We start from the raw sequence: 18,829 nt of genomic DNA, 5'->3' as shown, positions 1-18,829 counted from the left end.
GGCTCAAAATAGGAGCCATCCTTTTTTATTCCTTCAAATATCCGCTTTCAACTGCGTCTTCAATGACAGCTTGTGCATATTCCCAAAGTGTCTCTGAGCCTTCTGCGATCGTTTCATTACGCATCATGACTTGCTCTTTTATGATATTGTGCTTTTTCCAAGCAACACCTTCAGTCGCGAAGTTGAGAAGCATTGGGTGCAGACGGTCCAAAGCAGCTGCAAACCTTGCCTCAGGAGTCTCCCTCTCCTCGAATTCTCTCCAAAGCGCATAGATCATGTCCGCTTGATCGTCCGGTAATATCGAGAAGATGCGCTCTGCCGCCTGCTCTTCTCTTTCTTCCTTATCTTCATATCCCTTTTCATCATAGGCGAAGGTATCCCCTGCATCGATTTCGACTAAGTCATGAATGAGCAGCATCTTGATGACATGCAAGGTGTCAATTCCCTTCTCGTTCGCATACTCATCTAATAGTAGCGCCATCACCGCTAAATGCCACGAATGTTCAGCATCATTCTCTTGCCGGTCCTCACCCGTGATATGAGTCTGCCTCAAAACATTTTTCAACTTATCGATTTCAATGATGAATCCCATCTGTTGCTGCAAACGTTTGATATCCAAAATGTTTCCCCCTCTGTCTCTCATTTACACATTTAAATTATACACAAAGATGCTTGCAATGAGAAAAAACATCGAGGTACTGCTCACGATCATTTGCATCGAATCTCGTGTTTTTATAACGGAGAATCCCTTCTTTGTCCACAAGGAATACAGATCGTTTTGCTGTCTGGTTTTCCTCGTTCAATACTCCATAATCCTTTGCTGTATTTTTGAACCAATCCGACAAAAGTGGATAAGGCAACGTTCCAAGGCTTGCAGCAAAGACATTGTGAGCATAGATGTGATCTACACTGATCGCAAGAAGCTCTGTGTCAGAATTCTGAAATTCTTTGAAATCCTCTTTCCAAGAGGTAATTTCCTTAATTCATCCAGGGGTGAAATCCAACGGGTAAAACGCGACTAAGACATGCTTCTTCCCTTTGAATTGGGATAAGCTGATCTTCTCACCGGTCGTTGAAGACAGATTGAAATCCGGTGCAGCTTGTCCAACTTCTAATGGTGTGCCCATTCGATGAACCTCCTTTACAAACAACGTTACCTTTAAAGTATCCCTTTAATCGACAGCTCTAAACATTTGATTTTTTGTCAGCGCGGGACATTCGACCCTCTTCCAAAGTGCTAAAAATCAGAAGCAACTCGTATACATTATTATAACGAAATTTTGTTAAGGAAAGGTGGATTCGAATGAGCATCAAACTGATCAAGATTTCTGCAGTCTATTTCGCGATTGGTGTCCTGATCGGCATGTACATGTCAATGGAACATGTATTCAACTTGACACCAGTCCATGTGCACATCAATTTACTAGGATGGACTGCACTTACTCTTGCTGGTATCATCTATCATCTTTTTCCTAAAGCCTCTGAAACCCGTTTGGCAACAATCCATTTCTGGGGCCACAATATAGGACTTCCAATCATGATGGCCGGTCTTGCCCTGTTCGTTTATGGGCATACCCAATTCGAGCCGGTGATCGCTGTCGGGGCAACCATCACCGTCATCAGCATCCTTCTTTTCGTCATCAACGTCCTGAAAAATGTAAAAGCAGAAGGTTGAGGAAATCCTCTCTGGGCTCCCTTTAGAATCACGGCCTATTGTGTTTTTTTGTCGTATAATTGTCGAATGTATCATCTGGCCGATAGATGCCACTTTTGGGCTGTAGTAAGCTGCATTTCGGAGGTACTAAGCCTCATTTTGGCCGTACCAAACCAAATTATATCCGATGAAAGAGGTGCCCCGACTAGCACCTCTTTTTATTTCGATTCAAACTGTTGGAATACAGTGTCTTCAGAAATCTTATAGAGCTCTTTACCTGCAATCTTATTGATGATCTTTTGGTTACGGACCACAGATAAACCGAGGTTAGTCGCTCCTGCTCCATGGGAATGTTCGAGATTTGTCAATGTAAAAACATGATTCGGGCGATCATCCTTGAACTTCAGTCGATAATCGTATAAGACCTTATATCGTTTTTCATCTTCCCACTCTATTTCATCCCTGAATTGTTCAAACCATTCAGGCAAATGTGGCTTGTAGCCAGTTGCTAATACGACTTTCTCCGATAGATGGGCGAACGATTCGTCCTTTTGCCATTGATGACAGGATAATTTATAGCCCGTCCCTTCGCTTTCAGGTTCGATTTTTTTCATTTCAGTTAGCGGTTGGATCGTAACCCTCCTCGCATTTTGATCAACGGATCGGTGATACAGAAGATCATAAATTTGCTTCAATGTTTCCGGATCGATCCCTTTGCGGAGCTGGTCGAGGGTAGCCAGGGCATCCTTTCGGTCTTCAAAGGACAATTGATGGAAGTAGGTGATATAATCGGGAGAAAAAACCTCTTGTCCAAGCTTTGCAGATTCCAGCTGCATGAATCCTGCCGATCTCGTATACCACGTCAGTTCATAACCCTTTTTATTTTGGTCAAGTAACAGTTCGTAAAACACTTCCGCAGCACTTTGACCAGAACCGACCACCGTGATTGATTCGGATTCTTTCGCCTCATCTTCGTAAAAACGGTACTGGCTTGAATGGAAAACATCTTCAGAAGAACATCCATCGGTCTCCATGGGGATCATCGGCACACTGCCTGTCCCCATGACGATATGTCGTGCATGGAATTTCTCGAGCGCTTGCGTTTCGGTATCGTTCACATGGACTTCATATACTTCCTCATCCTTTATGTACTTCACATTTACCACTCTTTTTTCAAAGACACAGCTCTCCAGGTTCGATGCAACCCAAGCTCCATAATCACTATATTCCCGTCTAGGGATATCAAACCGATTGAAGAAGTAGAATTTAAAAAGTCGGTTCTTTTCATGAAGGTAATTCAAAAACGTATAGGGGCTCTTCGGATCGGCCAAAGTTACGAGATCGGCAAGGAAAGGAACCTGAAGCTCAGAACCCTCAAGCAGCATACCCGGATGCCATTCGAACTTTGAGGTTTGATCAAAAAACAAAGTGTCAATCTCATCGAAGGGATCGATTAAAGCGGCTAAACTCAAATTGAACGGTCCAATTCCAATTCCAATCAGATCATAGATTTTTTTATCACTCATCTTCCCACGTCCTTTACTTTAACTAGTGCTGTATCATCAGGTATATTGTTCAAACATTTGATTGGAGTGTGTAACCTTTGCTGTTGAGCTCTTTCCTTTGCTTAAACAAACATTTGATTGGGGTTTTGCGAATAGTGTCGATGTTAGTATTAGTGTCTCAAAACGAGCACATTCTATATTTTCACTTATTTAATTGAGCGTAAACCAAAAATGATCGACACCCATCTGGGTGCCGATCACCAAATTGTTTATTCTTCAGCTTGTTCCTCGTCTTCTTCTGGATTTTCTTTTTCAGTATCTTCAGGAGTGTAGCCTTCATTGTAGGCTTTTACAATTTCACCCGCAATCTCAACGTTAATATGGCCACTATTTAGGTTAGGAACAACTACTGAAAACGCGATTTCAGGATTATCATATGGTGCATACCCAATGAAAGTCAGGTTGTACGCTCCTGGTCCGCCCTGTCTTTGGGCAGTCCCTGTCTTACCGGCGATTTTTGTATCATTCAGCTCGCGGGCAGTTCCTCTCGAGCCATGGGTTACCATATAGAACCCTTCTTTTATACGGTTGATTTCTTCTTCGGTATTGTCAATACGATTGATCACTTTTGTATCATATTGAGAGACAAGCGGTCCCAGTTCATCCATACCGGTAGCATAGCGTACCTCTTTCAATAGATGCGGTTGGACCCGGTACCCGCCATTTGCAATGGTAGAGGCATATTGGGCCATCTGGATTGGTGTATACGTATCAAATTGACCGATCGTATAGTCAAACAATTTACCTGCTTCAGTAGTCTGGAAATTCCCTTCGTAACCAAGTGCCTCTTCAGGAAGATCGATCCCCGTTTTCACACCCATACCAACTGAACTATAAACATCCCGTAATTTTTGCATGGTTTGATAGAACTGCGGTCCTTTGTGTACACTTGCCGAATAACTCACACCATTATCCGAAATTCCAAATTTTGCATAACGCGCAATGCCGACACCCATATAGACATTGGATGACTGCTCTAAAGCATGTAGATCGTTGACAACACCAATATTGTTTCCACCATATGAACTAAAATCCGGTCGACCCTTCATACTGACAGGTTTGTCATTAATGACTGGGGCCCCACCCATTTGGTACATGGCAAGTACTGTCGCTCCCTTGACAGTTGATCCCATTTCAAATGCCTTTTGTAATGTCGCATAAGAATCATCAGTAAACGTGCCGTTCTCATATTCTCTTCCAACCATGGCGAGAACTTCACCTGTATTAGGGTCCATCATGACTACATATGCACTGTTGACTGGGCCATCTCCTCGCCCACGTGCTAATGAGATTTTTTCCTCGAGAATTTTACCAATCTTGTTTTGTAAATTCATATCGATTGAAAGGACAAGGTCATGACCACGGCTTCCCATTGAGATTTCAGGTGCCCCGATCGGCTTGCCATCCTTCGTGGTTGTGAAAATGTATGTTTTGTCTTGACCGCTTAAAATACCTTCATATTGGCTTTCCAGATAACTGGTCCCGACTAAATTGTTCCTTGCATATCCTTTTAATAGATAATGGTCAAGTTGATCAGCTGGAATGGATTTTATACTTCCAAAGAAAAACTCATCCCCTTTTGGATATGCACGTGTTGCTGTTGAAGCTATACTGAAACGTCCATCCAGTTCACCTAAATGTTCCCCGATGACAGCCATTTCTTTCTCTGTAAGGTCTTTTTTCACAAAAGTGACATCCAAGTTGGTTGCACTATCAAGCTCACGTTTGACAGCCAGGATTTCTGCTTCTCTTTTATCTTCTTTTAAAGGTTTAAGATCCTCTTCGGTGATTCGATCCCGTACTCTTTTGTATTTTTTATCGTCTTCTAATTCCTTGGAATTCAGTTCTTCTTCTGTCAGTTTCATTTCATAGGCTTGAAATCCTCCAGCTGATGTCATCCCTTGTTTCAGGATCCAATAGTCCTGCCAGTCCCGTTCCGTTATTTTATTTGTCGGCATCTCGATCAACGATGCGATTTTTTCAGCATATTGGAGATGTTCTTCAGCTGTGGTTCCTTGAATACGTATATATGTCAATGCGAATGATGGGATGTTCGTAACAACGACTTCTCCGTTCCGGTCAAACATTTTTCCACGTTCAGTCTGGACGGATGCTTCTATATTCGTGGTCATTTCCGATTGCGTCCTGAAATATTCCCCGTTCACGATTTGCACGAACCCTAACCTGATGATCAAAATTGTGAATAAAACAAATACGACCATGAAAAGCAGGTTAAGCCTTGCCGGGAGGAATTTCTTTTTTTTCTTTTTGTTCTCGATGTTATCCAACCTTTACTCCCCTTTTAACACAATGTCCTAGTTCTATTATAGACGCTTTTCCATGGTAAATGTTGCAATTTTTCATCATTTTTTACATTTTAATAGCAGGCCATGAAAGATTGAACCTTTAGTCCTAGACAAAAAACTGCCTGGTAAAAAGGCAGTTGAACGCTTCATTATTCAAGTATTTCGTGGTCCTTTCCACCTGTGGTTTGACACTTTAAATACCAAAAAGTGTAAACTTACACTATTTATTGGTAAAGTAAGTGAAAATATTGGTAAAACACTCAAAAATGTTGGTAAACCATCCAAAATTGTTGGTAAATTTTCTTCAAACTATTTTGTTTTATTTTAAGAAGGAATCGGTCAATTTTAGGCGAAATTATTCACATTAATTATGAAGGGAATGGTTATTTGATTATTAAAAAGAGAACAGTACCTTTGAAACTAAAGAAATTAAAGGCTTTATCACGTAGGTTGCCATTTAATCATCCAAGCAAAGCACTAATTGATAAGCGAAGATAAATATACAAAAAAGAGGTAAGGAAGCTAAGCTTGGCATTGCTTAACTCTCACATACCTCATAATCCGGCTTATTGACAAAATATAGAGTTAGAAAAACGATGTGATCAAAGGTGTCCATTGTCCAAAATGTTTTCATTACCCCTTCATAGAGATTGGGGAAAATGGTACTGCAATGATTGCAATGATTATTATCGAGACGCACATACTTATGCACTTGAAGATTATTCACCTCTTAATAGGTGATAAAATTTCAAACAGAGAATTAAAAGAATATTTAAATGTTTCTTCAGTACAAGTAGTCTATCATTTAGTTAAAGATCTAGCATTAATCTCAACAGGAATGTTCCATAACCGTACCTACATCCTCCCAACACCAGAATAATCCTAAACCTCCAAATGCACGAGCCCGTATTTGGCAGCTGATTCGTTGCTTTGTCTTGCCCACCATTGATTTCCGTAATCAAAATGCCACCATTCTGCAGGATAGTTTGTAAATCCTGAAGAGGTCATCACATGGTGCAGCAGCCGACGATTTTTAAGAAACACTTCTTCTTCATCACTCAGTTTCCCGCCGTTGTTCTTCTTTTCTTCGTAATAATTCGTCCAGGCTTGTTCAGTGAAATCATCGAACTCCGTACCCATAGGAAGTGGAACATCATTTTGATCTACGATCGTCACATCCACTGCTCCACCGGTGATGTGCGGAGCTGGTGCATCTTCATTTTCTGAAGGATATGAGACAAATTGGCGTGTTCCTTCGCGAAGCCTCTCTTCGGACCACTCTGGGAATTCCTGCGAAAGCTTCATCAGATAAGTTTCATAGAGTTGCTCTTGAACGGAAGTCGGTCTCCATCCATCCCAGATCAACAGTTTATGTCCATTCGGTAAGTTTCTAGCTGCATCCACGAGTTTGATGACAACCTCACGCCGGACATAACAGTCATTCAATGCACCTGTAAGCCTCATCTCATGATATTTAGGTACGACAACCAGCAACTCAGTATCTACATTCCTTACCGAGACGAGCTCTTCCTTATTCTCTCTGATCGGCACCTTCTTCCAATCTTCAAGCGGCTGAACATGTGGTACGGGATAGTCGTTTCGATTCATTCAGAAAGCCTCCATTCCTAAAGACTACTTGCTTACGTAAACCAGGTTGTAAATATTTTAAAATTTAGTAAAGTATTCGTTTCCGATGTAAGTTTTTGTTGGTCTATATTTCTTTTGCCCTTGTCATAAGGAATTAAAACTTGGGAATACCAACTTTTCACGATAAAAAGCATATATCTACTTTCGGCTTAAGAGTCGAGACTTCCTGCTTTTCCGCTTTAAAACACCCTATCATACTAAAAACTTAAAAAGGACTGACCCTAAAAAGTGTCAGCCCCTTAACCACCCAATAAGAATTCTTATTGATTGGATCCTAATTTACTTTTTGAACCACCTTTTGCGCCACCACTATGTAGTGCAAACAGGTTCGATTCTACAGAGAATGTCAGTGATTCACGCTCACGCTCTCTCTTAAGGGCAAGCTCGATCAAATCGCTCGTCAATTCTTTGAACGACTTGCCTGTCGGCTCCCAAAGATAGAATGAAAGTGATCCTGGAATTGTATTGATTTCATTGACATACACACGATCAGTCGTTTTATCGATCAAAAAGTCGATACGGGAAACACCGGAGCAGCCGAGCGTTTGGAATGTCTCTTTGGCGAGGGCCTGCACCTGGGCAGTCTTTTCGTCAGAGAGAGCTGCAGGAATTTTCCGGTTTGTGCTTTCCATCCCTTTCGAAGAACCGCCGCCTTTTGAGGATCCTCCGCTTTGGTACTTGTCTTGGTATGTCAGGATATCCTTGCTGCTCAAAACTTCTTCACAAATCGAACTTTCTGCTTCTTCATAATCACCTAGTACAGAACAGTTGACCTCTTGTAAACTCGTAACCATTTTTTCTACAACAATCTTATTCGCAAATTCCATCGCCAGTTCAACAGCTTCTTCAAGCTCTTCTCGGTTCATCGCTTTACTGATCCCGACGCTTGATCCAAGGTTTGCAGGCTTGACGATAACTGGATAGTCAAGCTCAGTTTCAATTTTATCGACAAGGACCTCCTGTTCGTTCAGCCATTTGGATGAATAGAACCATACGTAGTCTAAAATCGGAATGCCTGAATCACGTAAAATCTGCTTCATCATCACTTTATCCATACCGACTGCTGAGGAGAAAACATCACAGCCAACATAAGGAATGCCGTGAAGCTCGAAAAAGCCTTGTAAAATCCCATCTTCACCAAACGTTCCGTGGATCACCGGAAAAGCGACATCTATTCCTGAGATGAGCTTTTTACCGAACATACCTGTCGTGTGACGGTTGATGACAGGACGCCCCTGATCATCAGTGGTTATGGTGATCCTTTCACATTGTTTCAATAGATCATTCATGTTTCTATAGTTTTCAATGTCAAAAAGTGCTTCGCCTGTATACCAATTTTTATTTTTACTGATATAAATCGGAATCGGCTCATAACGATCACGGTCCATCGCATTGATCGCTTGCAGCGCCGAGATTACGGATACCTCGTGCTCTACTGAAACGCCGCCAAAAAAGACGCCTACTTTAATTTTCATTATTCCAACCCCTATTCATTAAATGTATCTGGAAGGTCGTTTTCGATCAGAACAACCGTTTTCTCTTTTGTGATTTCGTTCATTTTCATGATCGCTTCATCCAGATTGCGTGCAATATAATATTGATCTTCTGGATATTGTTCCTCTTTCAAGCCGTCCTGTAACGGAACCGTTTGTTTTTTACCGACCAGAATAATATAGTCACACACACCTGCCGCATGTTGGCCAAGTTTTTTGTTCAAGTTGTACTCTTCAGACCCCAGTTCGATCATCCCTGGAGTGATCAACACTTTATACCCTTCCATCTGCCCAAGCACATCAAGTGCCATTTTAGAGCCGACCGGGTTTGAGTTGAAGGCATCATCAATGATTGTAATATTGGATGAGTGCTTTTTAATTTCCATACGATGCGGTACGGGTGCAATCTTTTTCGATGCTACTTCAATCTTTTTAGAAGGTACGCCGAGCTCTGATGCTGCCGCGACCGCAGCAAGGATATTATAGACGTTATGTTGACCAAGCAGCTTTGTTTGGATGGCAATCGTCATTCCGTCTTTTTTCACTACAGTGAATGAAGTCCCTTTTGAAGAAAAACTGATATTTTCTGCTCTGTAATCCAAATCATCTGCATGGATGCCATAATAGACGACACGGGCTTTGCTTTTCGGTGCCCTCCACATAGTATTCTCGTCATCTTTATTCAAAAATGCGATGCCATCATCAGGAAGGCTGTCGACTAACTCGAATTTCGTCTTTTTGATCGTATCGAGCGACCCGAACGTTTCCAAGTGCTGCTCCCCAATGGAAGTTATGATTCCGTATTTTTGTTGGGCAATGTCACAAACCTCTTGGATATCATATTCTTGCTTCGCTCCCATTTCCGCAATGAAGTATTTATGGAAAGGCCTCAACATATTACGTATCGTAATCGTAACACCCATTGGCGTATTATAGCTTTCAGGTGTCATCAACACATTTGAATGGGAGGAAAGGATCGTATTCAATATATGTTTTACACTTGTTTTTCCGTAGCTTCCAGTGATACCGATCACTTCAAGATCCGGTGATTGCCTGATGATACGCTTTGCATCGTTGGCGTATCCTTGTGCAATTCTTTTTTCAATCGGTAAGTTGATAGCGTTACCAGCCATGACAACATAGAAGCTGACAATATTCAAGGCGACATACGTAACCAATAGTGGTACCAACGCTACTTGATTGAGCAATTCGAAATAGAAGCTGAGTCCAGCAACGATTGCAACCAAAAGGCTAACAGTTGTCATCAAGCGTTTTACACGGGCTGTAACCACAAGCTTTTTCTTCTCTTTTTCAGTTTCTCTCAATAGGTATAAAATCACATAAAGTCCGATAAATAAGAGAATGGCAACATTGTCTAAGAAATCAACAAAAGCGAGCAATACAGTTATTAACGGAATGAAGTCCCGCTTTCGGAAGACTTTCTTTCGATTTTCTTTTATCCATTTCTGGAACCGCTCATTGCGATATCCATTTTGTTGCAGCATATGGATTGCTTTGCGGATTCTGGACCATGTATAGAGGCCCCAGAAAACAATCCCGATCACAAACAAGAAACTAAGCATCTTTCCACTCCTTATCCTTTTCAAGGTAGTTATCGATAATTACGAGAAATTCGTTGAGTTTTTCCAAGTATGAATAATGTCCTACACCTTTAAGGACAACAAGCCCGGCATCCGGAATCGCCTTCTCCATGATCTTTGCATCTTCAACAGGAGTCGCCGTATCATTTTCTCCCCAGATCAAGAGTGTCGGTGCCTTGATGTCCGGCATGAAACGCTGCAAATCTTCATTGACGACTTTTACCATGGTCTGCTGCATGATACCAGAAGCGTTTTTATAATCTGCAGACCCAAGCTTCCCTTTCACCTTCGTCAAGATTTCTTCTTTATAGTTGCGCAGGCCGGGCAGGTTCAGAAGATTTTTAAAGAATTTATACGTATAGACTTTGTAATAATAGCTGAATTTACGCTTCGGTTTTACACCCGCACTATCTACTAAAATGATTTTATGGACTTTATTGTGTGCGGCATAACGAATGGACACTCTTCCGCCAAAAGAATGTCCTACTAAAATCGGATCTTCTATGTTCAAATCCTTGATGAATTGAGAAAGCATGTTCGTGTATGCTTCTACATCCCAAGCTTCCGGGGGCTCTTGGCTCTCCCCAAAGCCGGGAAAATCAATGGAGTATACTTTAAAATACTTTTCTAAAAAGTTATGGACGGGTTCAAAACTCTGCAAGCTCGTTCCCCAGCCATGCAGTAAAAGGATGCTCCGCCCTTCCCCTGACACTCGGTAGTTGACGCTTACGCCTCCAATATCTATTTTCATTGATGAAAACGCTCCTTACAACGAATTTATATTAATTAATTTTATTTACGTCATCTTATTTATATTATCATACCTTAAGCTTTCGATGACATTCCTATTGGTGATTTTTCGCCTAAACACAATATATTTCAATATCCTGAAAGGGGAGAATTAAAACCAAATTTCTGTAAATCTTTTTTACATCTCATTTCATTCTATACTGTTCGTTTCGAGTGTGTTATTTAGGTATGTGTCCTATTTAAGTGAAAGGTAATGGAAATATTTTTTAAGTGTTTGGTATAATAGAAGAATCTAAATGAAGGAGTGGAATTAATGAGTAAAAGCAACGCTTGGAAAAAGCGAATGAAGTTGGAGCGTGAAGGTAGACGGAATCCAGCATGGAACCGCAGCGATTTTGCATTGATGGATTTAAGGACCCGCAAGACCAAAACGAAGAAAGAAAAACTGAATCAGCAGAAACATAAAGGCCGATTATCTGACCGGAACTACGATCATGATAACGGCCTTTTGTATTTAAGCTTTATCCTGATTCAACCCTGAAACGAGCATCATCTCAACACAATGAATTTTTCCCAATCCGCTGTTTAACGCTTCTTTTCAGCATACCGAAGCTCTCCATGGGAAAACGCACGAACCTACTTCCCTCATCAAAACCGGTAACAGTATATTTTCCGATATTATTACAGAATATGGTACAGATGTAAAGTATGTTTCGGGATGTCAAAAACCTTCTTTGATGCTTCGTTTTCCGTTTTTCTCATTTTCAGGGTGTCAATAAACTTTTGCGAGCACCTTGTTTTCCGTTTTTCACATATTTTCGAAGAATACAAACAAAAAGCCCTCTGTTCGGAGGACTGATCATTCTATCATACATTTTCGACATGGGGTCTCTTTGAATGCTGGTTCTTGAGAATTCCAGTATTGGACCCAGTAATAGCTGCCATTTGATCCGTTGTTCGTGATGACCTTCTGTACAAAGCTCTCTTCTTTTATCCAGTTGCATTGGACTGAGTGCACTTTTGTTGATTTCGTGTCCAAAACAATAAAATAACCCGTGCCTTGTCGCTTGATGTGCTGGAAATCATTTAAGTGCTTGACAAGCCTCATCTCGTCACCACCTAACAATGGATTTACAAACTAATGGTAGTATTCCCTTTTCTTGTCGAAAATCCTTTATTTTTTAATAAAAATGAGGAAGTTCTTTTTTCTAGTACAATTTACGATAGATTTTATTTTGATGGGAGTGGAAGGCTGATGATTGGCTGATCTTCCGCTTTTCCATCAGATTATTGAAACGGATGATCTTTTCATTAAGACGTTTGTTGAGCTCAGCTCTTTCTTTGTTGTCTCGGCTTACGGCAATCAATTCTTCCAGTGTTACCATTTCCTTTTTCAACTGGACTTCAGGCGGAACGAACCCACCGTTTTTCAAAATTTTATAACTGATACGAAGTTCATCCGGTACACCTGTCAGATCATCCTTCGGAAGAGGCTTCCCTTTTCCAGGCAAGTTATCAAATTCTCCCTTTTGCAAAGCCGCCTTGATCTTTTCTTCTGCAATGCCCGCTGAAAAATCCATATCATCACCTCACTCTAATTATAACATTATTCATGAGATGGACGGAGTTCGAGGAAGTTACGTCCCGAGGAAACAGAGTTTAGTTTTACCGGAAGAACAAAACTGACAATGAAATCCGCCGCTTATCATGGGTTAATGAAAATGAATATTCCAGCATCTATCTGATAATCTATACTTCAAGTACTTGTGGGGATTTTGCCTCTGTATTCATCAAACGGAACAGAGTCGGTTGGATTTCAAGGACTATAAAATTCGGATCATCCGGCCCTTCAAAATACCGATCCATATGATTCGTCCAAAGTTTTTCCTTCAATCCATCATCATTTTTGAGGGCTGCCTTACCTTCGACTTCCAAATATGCGTCTGCAAGCCCCTCTCCATTATATCCGAGAAGAATATGAACATTTGGATTCTCCTCAATTTCTTCAGCTTTATGAGTGTCCTTATGAGTCGGCGTAAACATGGTCAGCCCTTCATGATGAAAGGTTATATAACGTGAGTGCGGCTTGTTATTTTTAACTGTTGCGAGGGTACCGAATTTGCTGTCATCTAGTACATTCAATACTTTCTCTTCCAGGTCTTTCTGTTCCACAACATCCCACTCCTTTTTTCAGCGTGTTTTACTAATATTCCATCTTATTCCTGAAATTAAACACCCCAGCTAGATGGAACTGAGAAGATGATTTTATAAATAAAAAACTCAACAGAAAGCTGCTGAGTGTTCATGTGGTGGATCCGGTTGTTGCTGCAGAGTTATTTTGTTTCATGATCATCGTGATGCCCATGACAACTGCGATCAATTCCTCATTGGAGAGGATGCTGGAATCATTCCTAAGCTTGTAGGATGGAGACTCGAAAAAGCCACTTGTCTTTTCAAAATGCGCAATGACTGCATCATTTTCATCCAATACACTGTACTCTTTTGAAAGACTTTCAGAGACAATCTGATAGACTCCTCGGTCATAAGCCTTATATTCATATCGCTTCGTAAAAAAAGAAAGCCTCTGCCTCAGAAGACCGATTTCCTCATCATTTTTATCTGTAATCGACCATTTCGACGAGAAAAAGCGAAAGGCTCCACGGACGATCACCTCATCCGACTCATTCAATACATCTAGTTTAGAAGAGAATGCACTTTTCAAATCCAGCTTACCGATTACTTCTTTCTGTTCATTGAAAATTTCCGTCATCCCTGCTGAGAAGAAGTTATCAGAGAAATACAGGACATTCGTTTCCATCAAAATCACCTCTGATAACTCATACGGTAAAGTCTGGAAAAGGTTTCAAAATGATTAATGTGTCAACTTATAGATTTCCTCTAAAACGGGCATTTCTTCTTTTTCCTTATCGGCCACTTGTTCCCATAGGATTCCGGTCGGTTTTTCGTAATCATTCTTAGTCTTGATGAATTGTTTTTCTGTCGCAATATAATCGACAGTCAGATCATAGGCATTCCGTGGCAATTCATCCTGGACAAGCTGGGTCTCGTGAATTGTCGTAATTACTGGAACAGCCGGATTTCCCAGCTCTCGGATGATCGCATATTCCCGATCGGCATATCCTTCTCCTTTACCAAGTCTTCGTCCGTCTTGATGAATGGCAACAGAACCGACGATGATCAAGTCGATCGTCGGCATTTCTTTTAGCGGGATGACTTTTCCGTATGAATGAATATGACTCAAACTCGCTGCCTTCTTCTCCTCCCCATCAGGTACCCATTCAGGTTTGACCATGATGAATCCGTCCTTTAACCGCGGTGTCGGAACAAGCAAGGTCTTTCCATCAATTAAGATCTGTTTTCGAATCGGGAGCTGCGGGGAGTCTGGATTCACTTTGATCACCTTGGCTTCTTTATATTCATCCATATTGGTGACGTAAGCTGCGGCTTTCTCAGCACCCTTGAAGTTAGGGATCCTTCCCTTCAATGGAAAAGGAAATCGACCTACTTTTTCTTCTGTCATCCTCTCCCAAACACGTTCACGTATTTCACCCTTGGTTTTCATCTTCTCTGCCTCCCTCTAACTTCATAAAATGTGTCGAATTTGGATATCTGTTTATTTTTTCAAAGCCGGTTGCTCTATAAAATGCATCCGCCTCACTGGTGTCAGTATGTAGCACAAGCTCCGTAAAGTATTCTCTAGCATAACCGTCGTAATCGTTCTACCTTCGGATCATCTGCATAAGGATCGATGTTCAATCCTCCGATTGCTATCAATTTATTTTCTGGGGTAAAAACAACGAATAAAGCTTCCCCTGGTTTATGAAAAGTATTTTTCCCATTCTCGTACTCGTTTACCAATCTGGGGAGAAAGTTAAACCCTTCTTGCCTGCTCTCTTCCTACCAAATCAGCGATTTCGTCAAACCGTAAAGTCACCAATTGTCTGATTGAAAACATTATAATCACCGCTTATTTTGTTATTTACAACGTTTCTAATATGTGGAAACATTATAGCAAATAGGTTTCTAGTAAACTAGTTAAAAGAAGTAGGGTGATGGCTATGTTCGCTCCTGATCAATTGAAAGACTTCGAGCCTTTTTCTACAGCTCATCTTATCGTTATCTCTATCCTGTTTTTTACGATTCTGCTCATTTATATGTTCAGAAGAGAGCTTCGCGGGAATAAGACCGCAAAACAGGTGGTCCGCTGGGGAATTTTCACCATATTGGTTCTCTCAGAGGGAAGCTATCAAATCTGGAGTCTTGCAAATGACGTCTGGGATCCGAGATGGCATCTTCCGCTCCAGCTTTGTTCTATCAGTTCATTCGCCATCCTCTTCTTACTGTTGAAGCCGAGTGAAGCACGTTTCCAAATCGTCTATTTTTTCGCCTTGATACCGCCTTTTTTAGCAGTCTTAACGCCTGATTTGTTGTACGGAAGCCCACATTACCGGTTCTTTCAGTTTTTTATCCACCATATTACGCTTGTCGCTGCCGTTTTCTTTTACCTCATTGTGGAGAAATATCGTCCTGACCGGTTTTCGGTCTTAAAAGCAGCGCTTTTCATCAATGTACTAGCGGTTCCGATTTCTTATTTGAATAAACAGCTCGGATCGAATTACATGTTTTTAGAAGGTCCTCCTGGAACGAATACACCACTCAGCTGGTTTGGAGAAGGATTCTGGTATATTCTCAATCTGGAAATCGTCATGGTCCTCACCTTCACCATGACTTATCTACCATTTGTATTGACTAGAAAACGATGAATGCACCTGTAAGCGAAAATTGTCGGATGATGATAAACTTTTAAAGTTGCACATATAATTCGAAAAAATGTTCAATAAAATCCAAAAGATGTATATATAATCGCAAAGTTGTTCAATAAAACCACCAAATGTACATAAAATCGTTTCTCAAGACTTACCAATTGTCTTTCTTCTGAAATGGTACTAAACTGTTCTTACAAAAAGTGATTACCATCTTGAATCGAGGTCCTGCTATATGAACGAGAATCAAACGAGAGAGCAAGTTGCTGGGGTCGCTGCTGGTGCTGGAGCATACATACTATGGGGATTTTTGCCGCTATACTGGAAGCTCATCAACCATGTTCCTTCCGAAGAAATTCTAGCGCATCGGATGGTCTGGTCATTCGTGCTCATGTTGATTGTCTTAGCCGTTTTAAGAAGGTTGAAGAAGTTTACCCGTGAATTGAGGGAATTACTGGCGAATCGGAAAAAATTGATCGGCCTGGTCTTTGCGGCCATCTTCATCACGCTCAACTGGTACACCTATATTTGGGCTGTGAACAACAACCATGTCGTCGATGCAAGCCTCGGTTATTATATCAATCCGCTCGTAAGTGTGCTCTTAGGGGTGCTTGTCTTGAAAGAACGCCTATCTTTCTGGCAAATCATCTCGTTCATACTGGCTGCGGTTGGGGTGCTTATTTTGACCATTCATTATGGAAGTGTCCCCTGGGTCGCGATTTCACTAGCATTAAGCTTCGGATTGTATGGGTTGTTGAAAAAGCTCACCGCTCTTGGGGCCCTCACAGGGCTGACAATCGAAACGTTGTTCATCACTCCAGTCGCTCTCCTTTATGTAAGTATGCTGGGGGTCAATGGTTCAAGTTCGTTCCAACTAGCTGATCCATTAACGACTCTGTTATTAGTCGGGGCGGGAATTGCGACAGCCGTACCGTTGCTCCTCTTCGCCACTGGAGCTAACCGGATTTCATTATCGATGATCGGTTTCCTGCAATACATCGCGCCGACAATCATGCTTATTTTAGGAGTATTCCTGTACAATGAGGTGTTCTCTCAGGTCCATCTTACCGCTTTCGTATTCATCTGGATTGCGTTGAGCATTTTCACCCTTTCGAACACAAGACTGCTCGCGCGGTTCGATCCACGACTGACCAAAGCCAAATCGTATAATGGATGATAAAGAAAACGTAAACGCCCTGGTTAACCACGAAGATATTAGAAGCCTCGACCAGGAGGCAGTCGCTGCCGCAAGAGGTCTGAAGTGACCCAAGTGGTTGGGCGATGAAACTAGACATTACTTCGCCGTAACAAATTTTATACTCACTTATCTGATAAAAGCCGGTCTCCTTAATAGGAGCCGGCTTTTCAGTGTAGATCTCTACATCGTTTGGCTGTCATGGTATAGAAAGATATTCACGTTTTCATTCTCATCCACTGTTGCCAATAAGATATCATTCAGTTTTATGGTGTTATATGTACTGGAGAGTTTTTTTAAAAGCCAATTTTCATCTTTACCCAGTTGATCCAATTCTTTATAATCGATTTTCCTCTCTCTTATTATCGTTTTAGGCATTTGAAACGGCTTGATCGGTGTACCAAAAGCAGAGGTTGTAATGGGTTGATTTTCCGTCTTTAAAAAAGATCGAAACATCTCCACCAGGTCCCCATAAGGCAAGTGCAACTTTCTTTATATCTTCGGTTTTTTCCTTTCTTAATTGTGATAAAAGATCATCAATCGATATCCGGGCTCTATTCAAATTTTTATAAATGATTTTTCCGTTTTCGATAAGAGGTAAAGGATCCGGTGTGAAGAATCTTCTTATTTTGACTGAACGTAAACTTAATAAGATCCCAGTCACATATAGCATCACTATGACACCCATGGTAATCATCGATCCTTTTAACCCTAACCCCTCATCCGATAATGGATGGGCAATAATATTCCCAATCACCAAAACAATGACAAAATCGAGAAGCCCAACTTGTGATATTGAGCGCTGTCCCATAATTTTAGCTAAAACAATAAAAAAGACGAATCCAACAACGGCTCTGTATATCCATTGGACAGCCGTAAGTGATTCTTGAGACGTGAAGAACTCCATGACCAACCCATCCTTTACATGTACAAGAAAATACTTGTCTAGTTTTCTCCATTTTTTATGTTGTTATTAGAAAATAGTTGCAGCAAGCCATATTTTTATGGAGAGAACAGCTTGACGGTAAAAACATACACATGTTCAAAGTCGGCAATCTTTTGGAGGAAAGCTTCTTCCTCACCCTCCAATAGGCCAGCCGGGACTGAGAATTCAGAGTCTGTATTTTTAATGATGGCAGCTAACCGAATAAGCTTATCCATTTCAAGATTCATTGTGGCTCCACTCCCCACACCAGCCGAGACAGTTGAATCATCGTCACGGATCAGCCAGTTAACTGAAGCGGAACCGCCACCATTTAAATGAGTAAGCACAAACCGTTGGTACATATCTTTCTGTTCCCACTCTCCTGATGCTCCCTGTATCAACTCTCCAAAATTAGCTGCAACAAACACCAATCTGTGAGACTTGGAATCAACCTCTTCCCCTTTAGGAAAATGAGATCTGAGGCTAGTTATATCTTCGGCTTTTTCACCTTTTTCATAGTGTTCCACAGTAATCTCTAACATTTCAGCAGTGCCATCATTCATTTCTAACTCGTATACATCCGAATAATCAGCTCCTCCAGCTTGGAGCAGTTGTCGTTCACTGTCACTGAGCTCTGCTGGTTTCAGTGTCGGAGCCTTTTCTTGTTGTGCCGAACAAGCGGCCAACAGAAATAGACACCCTGCAAAAATAATAAACTTACCCCATCCCCACATGAAAACCCCTCACCCTGTAAAAGATTTAAACCCTCTATTATACTAACATTTTTTTCCTCTTATGGAACTTATATTTGAAGTTCATTTCTTTAGCAGGAAGTATCAACTCTTATTCGAATATCTTTTTAGGTATGGCGCTGTTGAATGTTGTTGTTGATTTTTATATCCGAATTCA

General features: G+C 41.2%; 20 protein-coding genes and 1 pseudogene. 5 read left to right on the top strand and 16 right to left on the bottom strand.

The window, feature by feature from the left end; all coding sequences use genetic code 11:
• Positions 1-25: 25 nt before the first annotated feature.
• A complete protein-coding gene (locus ACJROX_RS03390; RefSeq protein WP_408009374.1) occupies positions 26-619 on the bottom strand; it encodes an HD domain-containing protein in 594 nt (197 codons plus the stop codon).
• 37 nt (positions 620-656) lie between these two features.
• Positions 657-1,127 carry a redoxin domain-containing protein gene (locus ACJROX_RS03385; RefSeq protein WP_408009373.1) on the bottom strand — a complete coding sequence of 157 codons (471 nt, stop codon included), beginning with the start codon at positions 1,125-1,127 and terminating at the stop codon, positions 657-659.
• A gap of 176 nt (positions 1,128-1,303) precedes the next feature.
• Between ACJROX_RS03385 and ACJROX_RS03380 the strand changes: the two genes are divergently transcribed.
• Positions 1,304-1,675 carry a cytochrome-c oxidase gene (locus tag ACJROX_RS03380; RefSeq protein WP_408009372.1) on the top strand — a complete coding sequence of 124 codons (372 nt, stop codon included), beginning with the start codon at positions 1,304-1,306 and terminating at the stop codon, positions 1,673-1,675.
• Between the two features lie 197 nt (positions 1,676-1,872).
• On the opposite strand, the gene ACJROX_RS03375 is transcribed toward ACJROX_RS03380, so the two are convergent.
• Positions 1,873-3,165: a lysine N(6)-hydroxylase/L-ornithine N(5)-oxygenase family protein gene (locus ACJROX_RS03375; RefSeq protein WP_408011565.1), complete on the bottom strand. Its 1,293-nt coding sequence runs from the start codon at positions 3,163-3,165 to the stop codon at positions 1,873-1,875.
• A 263-nt stretch (positions 3,166-3,428) separates the two neighbouring features.
• Positions 3,429-5,507, bottom strand: a complete 2,079-nt coding sequence (locus ACJROX_RS03370) for a peptidoglycan D,D-transpeptidase FtsI family protein (RefSeq protein ID WP_408009371.1) — start codon at positions 5,505-5,507, stop codon at positions 3,429-3,431.
• 616 nt (positions 5,508-6,123) lie between these two features.
• Between ACJROX_RS03370 and ACJROX_RS03365 the strand changes: the two genes are divergently transcribed.
• A complete protein-coding gene (locus ACJROX_RS03365) occupies positions 6,124-6,405 on the top strand; it encodes a hypothetical protein (RefSeq protein WP_408009370.1) in 282 nt (93 codons plus the stop codon).
• Between the two features lie 2 nt (positions 6,406-6,407).
• Here ACJROX_RS03365 and ACJROX_RS03360 read toward each other — a convergent pair whose 3' ends face one another.
• The 4 genes from ACJROX_RS03360 to ACJROX_RS03345 all read right to left on the bottom strand — a co-directional run bounded on the left by ACJROX_RS03360 (position 6,408) and on the right by ACJROX_RS03345 (position 11,017).
• Entirely contained in the window at positions 6,408-7,133 is a 726-nt protein-coding gene (locus ACJROX_RS03360; protein ID WP_408009369.1) for a M15 family metallopeptidase, read from the bottom strand.
• Positions 7,134-7,432: 299 nt separating this feature from the next.
• Positions 7,433-8,647, bottom strand: coding sequence for a D-alanine--D-alanine ligase family protein (locus ACJROX_RS03355; protein WP_408009368.1), 1,215 nt, complete (start codon positions 8,645-8,647; stop codon positions 7,433-7,435).
• Between the two features lie 11 nt (positions 8,648-8,658).
• Positions 8,659-10,248 (bottom strand): UDP-N-acetylmuramoyl-tripeptide--D-alanyl-D-alanine ligase, encoded by a 1,590-nt coding sequence (murF, locus tag ACJROX_RS03350; protein WP_408009367.1) that lies wholly within the window; start codon positions 10,246-10,248, stop codon positions 8,659-8,661.
• Positions 10,241-11,017 carry an alpha/beta fold hydrolase gene (locus tag ACJROX_RS03345; protein ID WP_408009366.1) on the bottom strand — a complete coding sequence of 259 codons (777 nt, stop codon included), beginning with the start codon at positions 11,015-11,017 and terminating at the stop codon, positions 10,241-10,243. The genes murF and ACJROX_RS03345 overlap by 8 nt, the downstream gene beginning before the upstream one ends.
• Positions 11,018-11,329: 312 nt before the next feature.
• Between ACJROX_RS03345 and ACJROX_RS03340 the strand changes: the two genes are divergently transcribed.
• Complete coding sequence (locus ACJROX_RS03340) at positions 11,330-11,557, top strand: hypothetical protein (RefSeq protein ID WP_408009365.1); 228 nt, start codon at positions 11,330-11,332, stop codon at positions 11,555-11,557.
• A gap of 318 nt (positions 11,558-11,875) precedes the next feature.
• On the opposite strand, the gene ACJROX_RS03335 is transcribed toward ACJROX_RS03340, so the two are convergent.
• The 6 genes from ACJROX_RS03335 to ACJROX_RS03310 form a co-directional block, all read right to left on the bottom strand.
• A complete protein-coding gene (locus tag ACJROX_RS03335) occupies positions 11,876-12,124 on the bottom strand; it encodes a hypothetical protein (protein ID WP_408009364.1) in 249 nt (82 codons plus the stop codon).
• Between the two features lie 100 nt (positions 12,125-12,224).
• The gene (locus tag ACJROX_RS03330) at positions 12,225-12,596 is read right to left on the bottom strand and encodes a DnaJ family domain-containing protein (RefSeq protein ID WP_408009363.1); all 372 of its coding nucleotides are present in this window, start codon (positions 12,594-12,596) and stop codon (positions 12,225-12,227) included.
• 169 nt (positions 12,597-12,765) lie between these two features.
• Positions 12,766-13,188, bottom strand: coding sequence for a pyridoxamine 5'-phosphate oxidase family protein (locus tag ACJROX_RS03325; protein WP_408009362.1), 423 nt, complete (start codon positions 13,186-13,188; stop codon positions 12,766-12,768).
• A gap of 130 nt (positions 13,189-13,318) precedes the next feature.
• Positions 13,319-13,834, bottom strand: coding sequence for a hypothetical protein (locus ACJROX_RS03320; protein WP_408009361.1), 516 nt, complete (start codon positions 13,832-13,834; stop codon positions 13,319-13,321).
• A gap of 54 nt (positions 13,835-13,888) precedes the next feature.
• Positions 13,889-14,599 carry a 5-formyltetrahydrofolate cyclo-ligase gene (locus tag ACJROX_RS03315; protein ID WP_408009360.1) on the bottom strand — a complete coding sequence of 237 codons (711 nt, stop codon included), beginning with the start codon at positions 14,597-14,599 and terminating at the stop codon, positions 13,889-13,891.
• A 134-nt stretch (positions 14,600-14,733) separates the two neighbouring features.
• Positions 14,734-14,895, bottom strand: a complete 162-nt coding sequence (locus ACJROX_RS03310; RefSeq protein WP_408009359.1) for a hypothetical protein — start codon at positions 14,893-14,895, stop codon at positions 14,734-14,736.
• Positions 14,896-15,089: 194 nt separating this feature from the next.
• Here ACJROX_RS03310 and ACJROX_RS03305 point away from each other — a divergent pair, with 194 nt between their 5' ends.
• Positions 15,090-15,800, top strand: coding sequence for a TIGR02206 family membrane protein (locus ACJROX_RS03305; protein WP_408009358.1), 711 nt, complete (start codon positions 15,090-15,092; stop codon positions 15,798-15,800).
• Between the two features lie 235 nt (positions 15,801-16,035).
• The gene (gene rarD / locus ACJROX_RS03300; RefSeq protein ID WP_408009357.1) at positions 16,036-16,977 is read left to right on the top strand and encodes an EamA family transporter RarD; all 942 of its coding nucleotides are present in this window, start codon (positions 16,036-16,038) and stop codon (positions 16,975-16,977) included.
• A gap of 201 nt (positions 16,978-17,178) precedes the next feature.
• On the opposite strand, the pseudogene ACJROX_RS03295 reads toward rarD, so the two are convergent.
• Positions 17,179-17,902 (bottom strand): annotated as a pseudogene (locus tag ACJROX_RS03295) (DUF421 domain-containing protein).
• Positions 17,903-17,997: 95 nt separating this feature from the next.
• A complete protein-coding gene (locus ACJROX_RS03290; RefSeq protein WP_408009356.1) occupies positions 17,998-18,654 on the bottom strand; it encodes a hypothetical protein in 657 nt (218 codons plus the stop codon).
• Positions 18,655-18,829 lie beyond the last annotated feature (175 nt).

The sequence above is a fragment of the Pseudalkalibacillus sp. A8 genome (assembly GCF_045920555.1).
Classification (GTDB): domain Bacteria; phylum Bacillota; class Bacilli; order Bacillales; family Fictibacillaceae; genus Pseudalkalibacillus.
Note: the sequence above shows the minus strand (reverse complement) of the source record. Positions and strands in the feature narration are given on the sequence as shown.

What these genes read in the sequence shown, in the direction of transcription:
- ACJROX_RS03320 (WP_408009361.1), bottom strand. Translation starts at nt 13,834, where the DNA reads ATGGAAACGAATGTCCTGTATTTCTCTGATAACTTCTTCTCAGCAGGG.
- ACJROX_RS03305 (WP_408009358.1), top strand. Translation starts at nt 15,090, where the DNA reads ATGGCTATGTTCGCTCCTGATCAATTGAAAGACTTCGAGCCTTTTTCT.
- ACJROX_RS03315 (WP_408009360.1), bottom strand. Translation starts at nt 14,599, where the DNA reads ATGAAAACCAAGGGTGAAATACGTGAACGTGTTTGGGAGAGGATGACA.
- ACJROX_RS03345 (WP_408009366.1), bottom strand. Translation starts at nt 11,017, where the DNA reads ATGAAAATAGATATTGGAGGCGTAAGCGTCAACTACCGAGTGTCAGGG.
- rarD (WP_408009357.1), top strand. Translation starts at nt 16,036, where the DNA reads ATGAACGAGAATCAAACGAGAGAGCAAGTTGCTGGGGTCGCTGCTGGT.
- ACJROX_RS03335 (WP_408009364.1), bottom strand. Translation starts at nt 12,124, where the DNA reads ATGAGGCTTGTCAAGCACTTAAATGATTTCCAGCACATCAAGCGACAA.
- ACJROX_RS03340 (WP_408009365.1), top strand. Translation starts at nt 11,330, where the DNA reads ATGAGTAAAAGCAACGCTTGGAAAAAGCGAATGAAGTTGGAGCGTGAA.
- ACJROX_RS03330 (WP_408009363.1), bottom strand. Translation starts at nt 12,596, where the DNA reads ATGGATTTTTCAGCGGGCATTGCAGAAGAAAAGATCAAGGCGGCTTTG.
- murF (WP_408009367.1), bottom strand. Translation starts at nt 10,248, where the DNA reads ATGCTTAGTTTCTTGTTTGTGATCGGGATTGTTTTCTGGGGCCTCTAT.
- ACJROX_RS03290 (WP_408009356.1), bottom strand. Translation starts at nt 18,654, where the DNA reads ATGTGGGGATGGGGTAAGTTTATTATTTTTGCAGGGTGTCTATTTCTG.
- ACJROX_RS03360 (WP_408009369.1), bottom strand. Translation starts at nt 7,133, where the DNA reads ATGAATCGAAACGACTATCCCGTACCACATGTTCAGCCGCTTGAAGAT.
- ACJROX_RS03380 (WP_408009372.1), top strand. Translation starts at nt 1,304, where the DNA reads ATGAGCATCAAACTGATCAAGATTTCTGCAGTCTATTTCGCGATTGGT.
- ACJROX_RS03355 (WP_408009368.1), bottom strand. Translation starts at nt 8,647, where the DNA reads ATGAAAATTAAAGTAGGCGTCTTTTTTGGCGGCGTTTCAGTAGAGCAC.